The organism is Rhodococcus sp. SB1D, from assembly GCF_048573875.1.
GTDB classification, from domain to species: domain Bacteria; phylum Actinomycetota; class Actinomycetes; order Mycobacteriales; family Mycobacteriaceae; genus Rhodococcus_F; species Rhodococcus_F qingshengii.
On record NZ_JBMAIQ010000004.1, the window covers coordinates 338,600 to 352,706 of the forward strand.

Below are 14,107 nucleotides of genomic sequence, written 5' to 3' on the forward strand. Positions count from 1 at the left end.
ATGACCACTGCACAGAGCGTCATACCGTCGTCCGTCCTCGGCGGCGACGAACGCGCCCTCGTCGCCGAGTTCGTGGACGAGCGGATACGGCCCGTCGCCGAAGAACTCGACGAGACCGAACGCTTTCCCGACGACATCTACAGCGAGATGGGCAAAATCGGCCTGTTCGGAATCACCGTGCCCGAGCATCTAGGAGGCGCCGGCGGAACGGCACTGGACTACCTGTTCGTCATGGAGTCGCTGTCGTACGGATATGCCTCCATCGCCGATCAATGCGGCCTTGTGGAGATTCTCGGCAGTCTTCTGGCCGCCTACGGAACCCCTGAACAGCAGAAGGACTACCTCACTCCGATGCTGACAGCGCAGAAGCGGTGCGCATACGCGCTCACCGAGCCGGGCTCGGGCTCCGACCTTGGATCGATTACCACGCGCGCGGTGAAGACCTCCGACGGGTGGGAGCTGACAGGGGAGAAGATCTACATCCACAATGCGCCCGTCGCGGACTTCGCCGTCGTCCTTGCTGTCACGGACCCCGCACTGGGTAAACGGGGCGGTATCTCGGTGTTCGTCGTCGACGTCGACCAACCCGGTGTCAGCCGTGCGTACCACGAGCACAAGATGGGACAACGCGCATCGCAGGTCGGTGGCCTGGTGTTCGATCACGTGAAACTCCCCGCCGCCTCAATCCTCGGTGAAGAAGGCAAGGCTTTCAGCTACATGATGAAAGTTCTCGCCAAAGGACGGCTGGGCATTTCGGGGCTGAGCCTGGGCATCAGCCGCGCCGCACTCGACGCGGCGACACAGCAGTCGGTGGACCGGGAGCAATTCGGCAAGCCCATCTCGGCGAACCAAGCGATCGCGTTCTCTTTGGCCGATATCGCGACAGAACTGCGCGCCGGCACAGCGCTGTGTGTCGAGGCCGCCCATGCGATCGACGAGGGGATCGCTGATGCCGAGACCCTCTGTTCGATGGCCAAGCTCTACGCGTCCGAGAACTGTGTCCGACACACAGACAAAGCGCTGCAGGTGTTCGGCGGTAACGGGTTCATCCGTGGGTACGAAGTAGAACGCCTCTACCGCGATGCACGCATCACCAAGATCTACGAGGGAACCAGCGAAATCCAGCGGCTCATCATCAGCCGCTCGCTTCTGAAGGGTATCGGCAAATGATCGAAGATCATCTCCAGGACCTCGACGGCCGCACGGCCATCGTCACCGGCGCAGCAGGCGGTATCGGATCCGCTATTGCCCGCGCACTTGCGCGCCGGGGCGCTCTGGTGGTCGCGCTCGATGCCGATCCGGCAGTAGATCGGATCGCCGAACTCGTCGATGGCGTCTCACTGTGCGGTGACCTCACCGACCATGCAGTGACGGCGCGCGCGGTGGAACTGGCGCACGAGCGTTCGGGGCGTCTTGACATCGTGATCAACTCGGCGGGGATCCAATGCCGCACCGCTGCAGTGGATATCGAGGACGAGGATTGGTTGCGTCTGATCGACGTGAACCTCACGGCTGCCTATCGTCTGACCCGGCAGGCAGCGAAGTCGCTCATTGCGACCCGCGGTAGCGTCGTCAACATCGCCTCGCTGTCCGCCGATCGTGCGGTGCCCGGAATCGTGCCTTACGGATCCACCAAAGCGGCTCTGACGCAGCTCGGCAAGGGACTCGCTGTCGAACTCGGCCCTCACGGCGTACGTATCAACACGGTGGCTCCCGGCTACATCGAGACACCGATGACCGCCGAGGTGTTGAACCAGGCCGAGTTCCGCAGCCGTGTTCTCTCGCGAATTCCGTTGCAACGTCTCGCTGACGGTGGCGACGTTGCAGATGCCGTGCTCTTTCTGGTTTCCGATGCCGCGCGATACGTCACCGGTGTGGTGCTGCCGGTCGACGGCGGGTACTCGATCACATGACGATGGCCCGGATTCCTACAGTCACATTGAACAACGGTGCTGTGATGCCGGCCCTGGGGTTCGGACTCTACAAGGTGGACGACGACGCGCTTCCCTACGTCGTCGAGACTGCGCTGGCGGCAGGCTATCGACTTTTCGACACAGCTCCGATGTACGGCAACGAGCGCGGCCTCGGAAATGCGTTGCGCACGAGCGGTATCGATCGCAGTGAACTCTTCGTGACAACTAAGATCTCGAACGAAGATCAGGGATATTCGGCCACCCTCGCGGCCGTCGAAGCCAGCCTCGAACGGCTCGGTATGGGCTATGTGGACCAGGTTCTGATCCATTGGCCGGTACCGAACCGAGGACTCTACGTCGAGACGTGGCAGGCTCTGACCGAGGTACTCGGTGCCGGTCGGGCACGGTCGATCGGAGTATGCAATTTCGATGCATCGCAGATCGACACCTTGGTCGAAGCCACCTCGGTCGTGCCGGCGGTCAATCAGATCGAACTGCATCCGCTGATGCAACAGCACACTTTGCGGCGCGAGATGAATGCGAGCGGAGTCAGAGTGCAGGCGTGGGCCCCTCTCGCTCGTGGCCAACTTGTCGACAACCCTGTCGTCGTCGCGCTCGCTCGTCGTCACGGGGTCTCACCCGCGCAGATCGTCGTGCGATGGCACGTTCAGATCGGTGCCGTACCGATTCCGAAATCATCGGATCCCGGGCGAATCCGACTGAACGCCAACGTCTTCGAATTCAATCTGGATGAAGCTGATATGGCCGCACTGACCGATCTGAATGCCGACCGCAGGACAGGACCGCATTCCGATGACGTTCGATAGGCCGCTGCGCGTGGTCGTGGCACCTGATTCGTTCAAGGGTTCGCTACCGGCGATACGAGTTGCAGAGTGCATCGAAGAGGGCTGGTCAACTGTTCGGCCGGGCGACCACATCGAGTCGATACCTCAGGCAGACGGCGGTGAGGGCACGGTAGCAGCGGTGGCGCGGCACTACCCGCGCGCTCGGCTTCACCGGGTTCCCGGTATCACAGGCCCGGACGGTCGGCCCGTCTTCGGCGAGTGGTTGCTTCTGCCCGACGACACGGCGGTGATCGAGCTCGCTCAGATGAGCGGGTTACCGCTGATGGGTGGTGAACTCGATCCGGGCGGTGCCACCACCTATGGACTCGGTCAGGTGATCTCTGCGGCTCTCGATGCCGGAGCGAAGCGAATTGTCGTGGGGCTCGGAGGCTCTGCCTCGACGGACGGTGGCGCTGGCATGTTGAGCGCGCTCGGGGCCGTGCTCACCGACAGCGCGGGAGGCCGTCTGTCATTCGGAGGTCTGGGTCTTGCGGCCCTCGAGAGGGTCGATTTGCACGACATGCGTCCGCTTCCCGAACGTGGTGTCGAAGTCCTCACAGACACGACAGCAACCCTGTTCGGCCCTACAGGCGCCGCTTCGGTATTCGGTCCGCAGAAAGGCGCATCACCGGCGATGGTCGCGTCGTTGGATGCTGCGTTGGAACGCTTTGCCGATCGTGTGGGCCGCATCGACCCTTCGGTTCCTGGAACAGGGGCGGCGGGTGGAACCGGATTCGGTTTGCTCGCGTGGGGAGCCTCGCTCGTTTCCGGCGCGGAGGCGGTGGCCGACTTGACCGGTCTGTCGGAGGCGATCACCCGCGTGGACGTCGTGATCACCGGCGAAGGACGCTATGACGACACCTCGTCGACTGGCAAGCTCGTCGGCTCGATGCTGAATCGTTGCCGGAAGCACGATGTGCGCTCGGTTGTCATCGCCGGCCAACTTTGTGCCTGCCCTCCGGAAATCGCGGTATCTCTGACGGACATGGCAGGTTCCGTGCAGGCTGCGCTGTCGGATCCGGAATATTGGATCAGCATCGCGGCGAGCGTTGCTGCGCAACGCTTCCAAGACCAGTTTCCATCCGATACGCAGCTTGACATGTGACTTCAATCACGGTAAGAAAGCGCTTACAGAACTTTTCAAAATCACTCCGAAGAAGGAACCGGTAGCTCATGACATGGAGATCAGCTCCCCTCGACGCCTGGCGCCGGGGCGTGTGTACAGCAGCGGTGCTCCTCGCCGGGGCGACCTCGCTGGCTGCGTGCTCGACGGGTGGGAGCCCGGTCGAACGACCCGAGTCGATCGACAAGAACGACATGATCATGGTCTCGGAAGTTCGATCGCTCACCAACCCATACGAGGCCGCCTGGGTGAAAGCCAGTCAGGTCTATGCGGATTCGGTCGGCGTCGAACTCAAGACCATCGTGTACGGCGGCGATTCCCAGAACGCACTTTCGCAACTGCAATCCGTTCTCGCAGCAGGGAAAACCGTTCTGTTGAACATCAACCCGAACACCAGCGCCGACACCCCGGCTATTGTGCGGGCCGTCCAAAACAGTGGGGGATACGCAGTCACACAGTGGAGCAAACCGGACAATTTGCACCCAGGCGATGTCGGTGACGGATGGGTTTCGTATGTCACCTACGACGGTGTCGAGGAAGGTTTCGACACTGCGAACGCCCTCGCGGACTCGCTCGGCGGCACAGGCGGAGTGATCGCACTGCAAGGGCTGCTCGCCAACGACATCAGCAAGTCCCGGTACGAAGGCTTCACCAAAGGTTTGCAAGCGCAGCCTGGATTGACTCTGTTGGACCAGCAGCCCGCTGATTTCGATCGAAACAAGGCGTACACCACCACTCAGACTTTGCTCAACAAATACGGTGACAAAGTCGACGGTATTTGGGCCGCGACAGACTCGATGGCACTCGGCGCGTTGCAGGCAGTTCGCGAAGCCGGAAGGACCGGTGACATCAAGATCGCCAGCGCATCCGATGCCACTCCAGAGGGCCTCGAAGCGATCGTGAACGGCGAAATGATCGCCACCTACACCACCGACCCGTACTTCAACGGGGCCATGGGACTTGCGATAGCTTACCAAGCCGCAACCGGAGAACTCGACGTGTCGTCGATGACACCGGAGCAGCGCGAAATGTACGTCGAGCAGACGCTCATCACCGCCGACAACGTCGAGGAATACCTCGACCCGCCGTCGGATCAATCCATCCTCGAGTCCGTTGCCGATCCGTTCAGTCGGATCGCCGGTCCGGTCAACCGTTAGGAGTGGCTCGTGTCCGCACCGGTCCTCACAGAGCCCGCGAACCCAAATTCTCCGGCGGATCTCCACAACGCAGATAAACGAGCGCGCCTGCGACATCTCGCAACGAATCTCGGCCCACTCGCCGCACTGGTCGTGCTGTGCATCATCTTCGGTATCGTCACCCCGTCATTTCTCACCGCCGCCAACGCCCTCGCTGTCGCGGAGCAAGCCTCGATCCCCGTCATCCTCGCGATGGGCGCAACGCTCGTCATTCTCGTCGGCGGTGTCGATCTCTCGATCGAAGGAGTAATGGCCGCAAGCGGATTGGCGTTCGTGCTCCTCGCAGCGAACAGTGTAAATTCCAATGACTGGGGTCTAGGCGCTGTCGCAGCCGGAGTCGGTGTCGGACTGCTCCTCGGAGTTGTCAACGGCGCAGTCCACGTGATCGGCAAAGTTCCTTCCTTCCTTGTCACATTGGGAACGTGGTTCATCGGACTAGGCGTCGCCACCGTCCTCTTCGGGATCACCACGCCCCAGCTCGAAGACACCTCGTTGGCGTCGTGGGCCGGCGGCTCCTGGTTCGGCGTTCCGATTGTCATCGTCTTCGCGGCCGGCTCACTTCTGGTTGCGTGGTTGATCTGTCGCAGAACGAAACTCGGCATGCACACCTACGCTATCGGCGGCGACGAAGCTGTCAGCCGACTTGCTGGTGTGAACATCCGCACGACGAAGATGGCTCTCTTCGCCGTCGCCGGAGCATTCTCAGGTCTCGGCGGAGTACTTGCGACCATTCGCCTCGGCGTCGGCGATGTCGGTGTCGGGACAGGAAGCCTGTTCCTGACCTTGTCCGCTGTGGTCGTCGGTGGAACCCTACTCAGTGGCGGACGCGGCGGACCTCTGCACTCGCTCGTCGGTGTTCTACTCCTGATCGTGCTCGGTAACGGTCTGCTGCTCTCCGGTGCCAGCCCCTATGTCCAGCAGGGTGCGCAAGGACTCATCATCGTCGTGGCCGTCATCGTGACCGCCTGGCCCAACCGAAACCGATTGAGAGTAGTGAAATGACCGCGCTCCTCGATTTGCGAAATGTTACCAAGAAATACGGTCCCAATACTGTTCTCGATGCGGTATCTCTCACCGTGGGGAAAGGTGAGGTTATCGGCCTCATCGGCGAAAATGGTGCCGGGAAGTCGACGTTGCTCAAAATTCTGGCCGGCGTTCACCAACCGGACGGTGGCTCGATCATGCTCGGCGGCAACGAGGTTCGTTTCTCGTCGCCGACAGATGCCGCTTCACACGGCGTTGGTGTCGTTCATCAGGAGCAGTCACTGCTTCCTAACCTGACCGTCGCAGAAAACCTCGTGCTCGGAGACGAGAAGAGCAGTGTCCGTTTCGGATTCGTGCGAAAGCGTCAACTGCGTGCCCGCGCGTCCGAAATGCTGAAAACGGTCGGATCGAATGTCGATCCCAGTGCGGTCACGGAGAGTCTGAGCTTCGCCGAACGCCAGATGGTGGAAGTTGCGCGTGCGGTCGGAGCAAGTCACTCCGAGCATCCGCCTCTGCTCGTCCTCGACGAACCCACCTCCGTCCTCGAGAATGAGGACATCGAAGTCTTGTACGAGCGTGTGAACGCCCTGCGAGAACTTGGCGCTGTCATTTTCGTATCGCATCGACTGGACGAGGTCCTACGCTTCTCCGATCGCGTCTATATCCTGCGTGACGGCAAGCTCGTCGGTGAACGCTGCGCCGACACAGCCTCGGAGAGCGAACTCTACTCGCTGATGATCGGCAAGAACGCCGCAGAGGAAATCTACTCTGCCGACCGCAAACTACCCGTCGACCCTAATGCGGCTCCCGTACTCTCGGTGCGTAATCTGCAGTGCGGCAACGCAGTCAAAGGCTTATCTCTCGAAGTCGCTGCGGGGGAGATCGTATCGATAGTCGGTGTGGTGGGGTCAGGCCGTGAGGAGTTTGCTCGCGCGATCTTCGGGGCCGTGCCCGTAGACGGCGGAACGATCCGACTCGACGGAGAAGCGTTTCGCCCCGCCTCTCCCGGCCAAGCAGTGCGCCGCGGCATCGGCTACGTCCCCTCCGAACGGCGTACCGAAGGCATGGTCTCCGGAATCAGCGTCGCCGAGAACATCGCGCTCGTGCATCCCGTTCGCGCGGGCGGACGGATCGACACCGGCAGCGCCCGAACCGCGACTGCCGAGGATTGGATCACCCGGTTGCGTATTCGTCCGAACAATCCGGACATCGACATCAATCGGCTCTCCGGGGGAAATCAGCAAAAAGCAGTTATCGCCAAATGGATTCTCGACGAGAACCTACGACTACTCGTTCTCGACCACCCCACCCGTGGCCTCGACATCGGCGCTAAAGAAGACCTTTACGCACTCTTCCGTGATCTCTGCGAACGCGGTGTCGGACTGCTCGTGCTGGCTGACACGCTCGACGAAGCAATCGGCCTCGGTCACCGCATCGTCGTGATGCGCGACGGTGACGCCACCGGCGAGTTCGATTCACCAGTCGACGCTCCGCCTGCCAAAGTCCACCTCCTCGAGAAAATGATGTGATCCACGTGGCAACAACGACTTCTTCTCCGCCGATGGCGTCGCCGCCGTCGCATGTCCCCTCACTCAATGCCGGGGGACTCGGTCTCAAGGACAGGATTCGGCTCATCGGGCCACCCGCAGTGCTCTTGGCGCTCGTCGCGCTGGTCACGGCAACCGAATCGAACTTCCTCTCCGTCAACGCTCTGTCCGTCGTCTCCTCCCAAGCCGTGCCGATTCTGTTGCTCGGGCTCGGGCAAATGTTCGTCATCCTCACCGGCGGCATCGATCTGTCCGTCGCTGCCCTCGCCTCACTCGCCACCGTCGTCCTTGCATCCACGATCTCGACATTCGGTGCTGCGGCGATGGTGATCACGCTCGTGGCATTCGGTGTAATCGGAGCGATCACAGGTGCGTTGATCGTGTTCGGGCAAGTGCCCTCGTTCGTCGTTTCGCTCGGTGCTCTCGGATTCTGGGGGGCTGTGGCCATGGCGATATCGGGATCGACGACCATATACATCAGCGAAGGATACGATTCGATCTTTTGGCTCAGCTCGTGGACTGTTCTGGGGCTTCCGTTGGCGGTGTGGATCACGGTCGCGATCGTGGCTGTCATCTTTGTGGCGATGCGGTTTTCGTCCCGCGGCAACATCTTTCACGTGATCGGGTTCGGAGAGACGGCTGCTTTGATGAGTGGCGTTCGGTCCCGCCTGGTGCGTGTCGCGGCGTTCTCGCTCTCCGGAATCTTTGCTGCGTCGGCGGGCATCGTGCTGAGTTCGCAGCAGCAAAGCGCGGCTCCGCAATTGGCGGATTCACTTCTGCTACCCGCGATTGCGGCCGTTCTGGTCGGTGGGTGCGCTATCACCGGAGGAATCGGAGGGGCTTGGAGGGTGCTCGTCGGCGCCTTGATCGTCACAGTCCTGCGTGTGGGTGGCTCCGTAGCCGGAATCGATCCCAGCTACCAACAGATCGTCTACGGCGCAGTCGTCGTCATTGCCGTCCTTCTGACTCTCGACCGCAGCAAACTGTCCATCATCAAGTAGCAAAACTGGAAAGACCCAGGAGAACATCATGACTACACACGTCCGCGGCGCGATAATCAACGAAATTGGCGGCAAGTGGATCGTCGAAGATCTCGCACTTGCCGAACCCGGACCTGGTGAAGTCCGTATCAAGGTCATGGCATCGGGCCTCTGTCATTCCGACGACCACCTCGTCACCGGGGACATCCCCAACACCTTGCCGCTCGTGGGCGGGCACGAAGGCGCCGGAATCATCGACGCCGTCGGGTCGGGCGTGACTACCTTGAAAGTGGGAGATCATGTCGCAACCGCGTATCTCCCCGCCTGCGGCAAGTGCGCATGGTGCGCGCAAGGCATGCAATACATTTGCGATACCGGCGCTGGAATGGAAGCCGGCATGATGCTCGACGGCACACCGCGCTTTTTCCGTGGCTCCGACGGCAATGGTGTCGGCGCCATGCAGCGACTGGGAACCTTCGCCAACTACACCGTGACCTCGGAGGCTCAGGCGGTCAAGATCGACGACGACATTCCATTCGATGTCGCTTGCCTCGTCTCGTGTGGCGTAGCTACCGGTTGGGGAGCGGCAGTCAAGGGTGGCACCATTCGGCCCGGCGACACGACGATGATCGTCGGTGTCGGTGGCGTCGGCATCAACGCGGTCCAGGGCGCTCACCATGCGGGCTCAGCGTACGTTGTGGCGGTTGACCCGGTGGAGTTCAAGCGTGAGCAAGCCCTCAAGCTCGGTGCAACTCATGCCTTCGCCTCGATCGCCGAAGCTCTGCCGTTCATTCAGTCCAAAACCAACGGGCAAGGAGCGGACTCGGCTGTCGTCACCGTCGGGGTCGTCGATGGTCAACTCATCGCCGATGCCTTCGCCGCTGTCCGCAAAGAAGGCACCGTCGCTGTCGTCTCGATCGGGCAAAACGAACCGGGGATCCCGATCAGCCCCCTCGAACTCGTCGTCTACGCCAAGCACTTGCGCGGCGTCCTGTTCGGCAATCTGAACCCCACTCGCGACATACCTGCCCTTTTGAACTACTACAAGGCAGGGCGCCTCAAGCTCGAGGAGTTGATCACACGGCGCTACACCATCGACCAGATCAACGAAGCCTACGCAGACATGCACGCAGGCCTGAACCTGCGCGGAGTCCTCGTCCACGAGCACTGACCGCCCACAAACGCACCACATCAGCAAGGAGAACATCGCAATGACCACCGTCAGCGACACCCCGACGACCCAGAAGGCTCGGGTATACGGCCAGCACATCGACGGACGAACCGCAGCCCCGTCTGACCACCTGATCGATCGATACGACCCCGTTGACGGATCGCTGTTGGCGCAGTACTCGGCAGGCACCCGCGCTGATGCAGAAGCTGCAATCACTGCTGCGCGCACTGCATTCGACGACGGACCCTGGCCGAACATGACCGCGATGGACCGCGCACGGGTGTTGCTCGACGTCGCTCGGCGGATACGCGAGAACAGCGACTTGCTCAGTCGTATCGAGGCAGCGGAATCGGGTAAACCGCTGATTTTCGCGCGCGGTGATGTCGAGACCAGCGCCGAACTGTTCGAATACGCCGCAGGTGCAGCGATGACGTCCCACGGCGAAGCACACACCGGCCTCGGCGAAGATTGCACCGCGCTCGTTGTCCGCGAACCCGCGGGCGTCGTCGGGATGATCATTCCGTGGAACTTTCCCCTGCTCCAACTCGCGCAGAAGCTACCGTTCGCGCTCGGCGCCGGATGCACCGCAGTCGTCAAACCATCCGAATTCACCTCCGGCACCGCACTCGAACTCGCGCGGATCGCCGAAGAGGCAGGTGTACCGCCCGGAGTCATCAACGTCGTCACCGGCTACGGAGTAGACACCGGCGCCCCACTCGCCGAAAGCAAGTCGGTCGATATTCTCTCGTTCACCGGCAGCACCGAGACGGGCCGACGCATCACCGAGGCATCGGCGGGCAGTGTCAAGCGACTGTCGATGGAACTCGGCGGCAAAGCTGCGAGCGTGGTCTTCGATGATGCTGATCTCGGTGACGCTCTCGACGGTGTCCTGTTCGGGGTCTTCTTCAACAACGGGGAGTGCTGTGTCTCGGGCGCACGGTTACTGATTCAGGACACCGTCGCAGACGAGTTCATCGACAAACTCGTCGACGCCGTCGCCCGCATCACCGTGGGCGCACCGCTCGAAGACGGAACCGAGGTCGGGCCCATGATCAGCCCCGAGCACGCGGCGAAGGTGCTCGGTCACATTGAACGGGCACGCGCGGACGGTGCAGTGGTCCGGGCAGGCGGATCCGCACTCGACGGCGCCGGAAACTTCGTGCAGCCGACCATTCTCGACGGTGTCGCTGAAGGGTCCGCGGCATTTCAGGAAGAGATTTTCGGTCCCGTACTCACCGTGACCCGCTTCAACGACGTCGACGACGCCATCCGGCTCGCGAACGCGACGGAGTACGGACTCGCCGGATCGATCTGGACCAAAAACATCGACAAGGCGCTGCGGGTGGCGCGAGAAATGCGAAGCGGTCGAGTATGGGTGAACACGACCATCGACGGTGGCCCACAACTCCCCGCTGGAGGCATGAAGCAAAGCGGGTTCGGACGGGAGATGGGGCAGGCCGGATTCGAGGAGTTCACCGACGTCAAAACCATCCAGATCCGCACCGGGCCGCGCAAGCGCGTGTTCCCTCACTGGACAGAAGACAACCGATGACTACACCGGAAAACGAGTACGACTACATCATCGCGGGGGGCGGTACGGCGGGCTGCGTGCTGGCCGGGCGACTGACGGAGGATCCCACGAATCGGGTTCTCCTCCTCGAGGCCGGACGCAGCGACCGACATCCGTTCATTCACGTTCCCGCCGGGTTCGCGAAACTCACTGCAAGCAAATATGATTGGGGATACGCGAGTGTTCCCCAAAAGCACTGCAACGAGCGTATCGTGCCGCTGGCGCAGGGAAAAGTGATCGGTGGCGGTGGCTCGATCAACGCGCAGGTCTTCACCAGAGGCGCGCGCGAAGACTACGACGAGTGGGCGCTGAAATACGGTTGCACCGGATGGTCGTTCGACAACATTCAAAAGTACTTTCTCCTGTCAGAGGGCAATGAACGACTCTCGGCGCCGTTCCACGGAATCGACGGACCACTCGGGGTCTCCGATCCGGTGAACCCACATCCGTTGTCGAAGTCGTTCGTCCGAGCCGGCCAGGAATTCGGCCTCCCGTTCAACGGCGATTTCAACGGTGAACATCAGTACGGTGTCGGTCTCTATCAGACGACCACCAAAAACGCTCGCCGATGCAGCGCTGCGGTTGCCTACCTTGCACCAGCCAGGAAGCGGCCCAACCTCACGGTTCGAGAGAACGTCGCGGTGTCCCGGATTCTGCTCACCGGCGCTCGCGCGACGGGAATCGAGGTGCTCACCTCCCACGGTGTGGAGACGTTCCGTGCGTCGCGGGAGGTGCTCGTCGCCGGGGGCGCGTTCGGATCGCCCAAGATCCTGCAGTTGTCGGGAATCGGGCATCCTGATGACCTTCGGAACGCAAATGTGGAGACAACACACGCCCTTCCCGGTGTCGGCCGTAACCTGCACGATCATTGCGACCTTGACGTCATTTACGAGCTTCACGAGTACCAGAGTCTCGATCGACTGAACCTGATACGTCCGGCCACGGCCAAGGCAGGACTCGAGTACGCGGCGTTCCGCCGCGGGCCGTTGGCATCGACCGTCGTCGAAGCCGGTGGGTTCAGTTTCGGGCATGCCGGAGAATCGATCCCGGATCTACAGTTCCACTTCCTGCCCGCAGCCGGCGTCGAAGCCGGTGTCGCGGCGGTCCGCCCGGGCTACGGTTGCACTCTCAACTCGTATTCGCTGCGCCCGACGAGTCGGGGCTCAGTGAAAATCAGGTCGAACAACCCGACGGCGCCGCCGTTGATCGACCCGAACTTCCTCGCCACCGAATTCGACCTCGAGTCGAGCATCGAAGGACTACGGCAGAGCCGAGAGATCATGTCACAGTCGTCGATGGCTCGGCACATCAAGGCAGAACATCTGGCTGGCGGCCTGTCCGTCAAAACCAAGGACGACTATGTGAAGTTCGTGCGTGCCTACGGCCGCACGGCGTATCACCCGGTCGGCACGTGCGCGATGGGTGTGGGTGACGACGCTGTCGTCTCCCCGGATCTGAAAGTGATCGGTATCGAAGGTCTGCGGGTGGTCGATTCATCCGTCATGCCGCGCATCGTGAGCTCGAACACCCAAGCCCCAACGGTGATGATCGCCGAGAAAGCAGCGGATCTCATTCGCGGGGAAAGATAACAATAGGTCAGGCTGTTCAGGCTGACCGGGAAGCTCTGGACATGGCGCGGCTCCGAGCGAGGCAGAGCTGGTCGTACATCGACGACCAGCTATTTGCACACGCTAGCGCCGTGTCGTTCGGAAACGGAAGCGAGAGGTCATGAAGGCGAACGATATTCGGAGGTTCGGCCGTGCCGGATTCGACGTGACACTGTTCGGATACGGTGGCGCACCCATTGGCAACATCTTTCGCTCGATCCCTGAAGCGGATGCGCAGGCGCAGATTTCGCAAGCGTGGGAGATGGGTGTGCGCTCATTCGATACGGCACCGATGTACGGGCACGGGCTGTCCGAACATCGGATCGGTCATGCGATGCTGGCAAGGAATCGCGACGACTACGTCCTGTCCACCAAGGTGGGGCGCACATTGATCCCGGCTCCGCACGGGTCGTTCGACACCGGAATCTGGGTTGATACCCCGCCGTTCCGAGCCGAATTCGACTACTCGTACGATTCCGTCCTGCGACAAGTGGAAGACAGCTTGCAGCGAATGTGCCAGGACAGGTTCGACATCCTCTACGTGCACGACATCGATCGGTACACGCACGGTGAGAGCCAGCCCGAACGGTTCGCAGAAGCGCTCGAAGGAGCATTCCCTGCACTGATCCGGCTTCGGGACGAAGGGGTGGTCAGAGCGATCGGTGTCGGGGTGAACGAGGCCGAGGTGTGCGTGGACGTGCTCGAGAAGGTCGATCTCGACTGCGTTCTCCTCGCCGGGAGATACACACTGCTGGAGCAGGCACCCGTGACCGACCTGCTGCCGCTCGCAGAAGAACGCGACGTCGCTGTCGTCCTCGGTGGCGTTTTCAACTCGGGTGTTCTGGCGACCGGTTCGGTGGCCGATGCCAAGTTCAACTACCAGCCGGCATCAGCGGAAGTGCTAAGCAGGGTCCGCGAGATTGAAGTGTTCTGCACTCGGTATCAGGTTCCCTTGGCCGCCGCGGCAATACAGTTCGCCTCAGCGCATCCCGCAGTGCGAGAACTTCTGTTAGGCGCTCGAAGCTGTGAACAGATGCGCCGGAATGCAGCTTGGCTCGAGCACGACATCCCTGGCGGTTTCTGGGCAGAGCTCCGCGATGCAGGGTTAATCCACGAAGATGCGCCCACTCCTTCTTGACCGAATGATCCGACGGTTACGCCTGACGTCCGT

At 61.6% G+C, this 14,107-nt stretch carries 12 protein-coding genes; all 12 read left to right on the plus strand.

What is annotated here, in order from left to right:
* The 12 genes from ACN50D_RS13080 to ACN50D_RS13135 all read left to right on the plus strand — a co-directional run bounded on the left by ACN50D_RS13080 (window position 1) and on the right by ACN50D_RS13135 (window position 14,074).
* Window positions 1-1,170, plus strand: coding sequence for an acyl-CoA dehydrogenase family protein (locus ACN50D_RS13080; protein WP_212633757.1), 1,170 nt, complete (start codon window positions 1-3; stop codon window positions 1,168-1,170).
* On the plus strand, window positions 1,167-1,913 hold the full coding sequence (locus ACN50D_RS13085; protein WP_212633758.1) for an SDR family NAD(P)-dependent oxidoreductase: 747 nt from the start codon (window positions 1,167-1,169) through the stop codon (window positions 1,911-1,913). The genes ACN50D_RS13080 and ACN50D_RS13085 overlap by 4 nt, the downstream gene beginning before the upstream one ends.
* 44 nt (window positions 1,914-1,957) lie before the next feature.
* The gene (locus ACN50D_RS13090) at window positions 1,958-2,740 is read left to right on the plus strand and encodes an aldo/keto reductase (RefSeq protein ID WP_419970231.1); all 783 of its coding nucleotides are present in this window, start codon (window positions 1,958-1,960) and stop codon (window positions 2,738-2,740) included.
* Window positions 2,727-3,863, plus strand: coding sequence for a glycerate kinase (locus tag ACN50D_RS13095; RefSeq protein WP_212633760.1), 1,137 nt, complete (start codon window positions 2,727-2,729; stop codon window positions 3,861-3,863). The genes ACN50D_RS13090 and ACN50D_RS13095 overlap by 14 nt, the downstream gene beginning before the upstream one ends.
* Window positions 3,864-3,931: 68 nt before the next feature.
* Complete coding sequence (locus ACN50D_RS13100) at window positions 3,932-5,038, plus strand: sugar ABC transporter substrate-binding protein (RefSeq protein WP_212633761.1); 1,107 nt, start codon at window positions 3,932-3,934, stop codon at window positions 5,036-5,038.
* A 9-nt stretch (window positions 5,039-5,047) separates the two neighbouring features.
* A complete protein-coding gene (locus tag ACN50D_RS13105; protein WP_307850533.1) occupies window positions 5,048-6,079 on the plus strand; it encodes an ABC transporter permease in 1,032 nt (343 codons plus the stop codon).
* On the plus strand, window positions 6,076-7,590 hold the full coding sequence (locus tag ACN50D_RS13110) for a sugar ABC transporter ATP-binding protein (protein ID WP_212633762.1): 1,515 nt from the start codon (window positions 6,076-6,078) through the stop codon (window positions 7,588-7,590). Before ACN50D_RS13105 ends, ACN50D_RS13110 begins: the two co-directional genes overlap by 4 nt.
* A 32-nt stretch (window positions 7,591-7,622) precedes the next feature.
* Window positions 7,623-8,609, plus strand: coding sequence for an ABC transporter permease (locus tag ACN50D_RS13115; protein WP_212633818.1), 987 nt, complete (start codon window positions 7,623-7,625; stop codon window positions 8,607-8,609).
* Between the two features lie 28 nt (window positions 8,610-8,637).
* Complete coding sequence (locus ACN50D_RS13120) at window positions 8,638-9,759, plus strand: NDMA-dependent alcohol dehydrogenase (protein WP_212633763.1); 1,122 nt, start codon at window positions 8,638-8,640, stop codon at window positions 9,757-9,759.
* Between the two features lie 40 nt (window positions 9,760-9,799).
* Complete coding sequence (locus ACN50D_RS13125; protein WP_212633764.1) at window positions 9,800-11,311, plus strand: aldehyde dehydrogenase family protein; 1,512 nt, start codon at window positions 9,800-9,802, stop codon at window positions 11,309-11,311.
* On the plus strand, window positions 11,308-12,918 hold the full coding sequence (locus tag ACN50D_RS13130; RefSeq protein WP_212633765.1) for a GMC family oxidoreductase: 1,611 nt from the start codon (window positions 11,308-11,310) through the stop codon (window positions 12,916-12,918). Before ACN50D_RS13125 ends, ACN50D_RS13130 begins: the two co-directional genes overlap by 4 nt.
* A gap of 139 nt (window positions 12,919-13,057) precedes the next feature.
* Window positions 13,058-14,074 (plus strand): aldo/keto reductase, encoded by a 1,017-nt coding sequence (locus ACN50D_RS13135; RefSeq protein WP_212633766.1) that lies wholly within the window; start codon window positions 13,058-13,060, stop codon window positions 14,072-14,074.
* Window positions 14,075-14,107 lie beyond the last annotated feature (33 nt).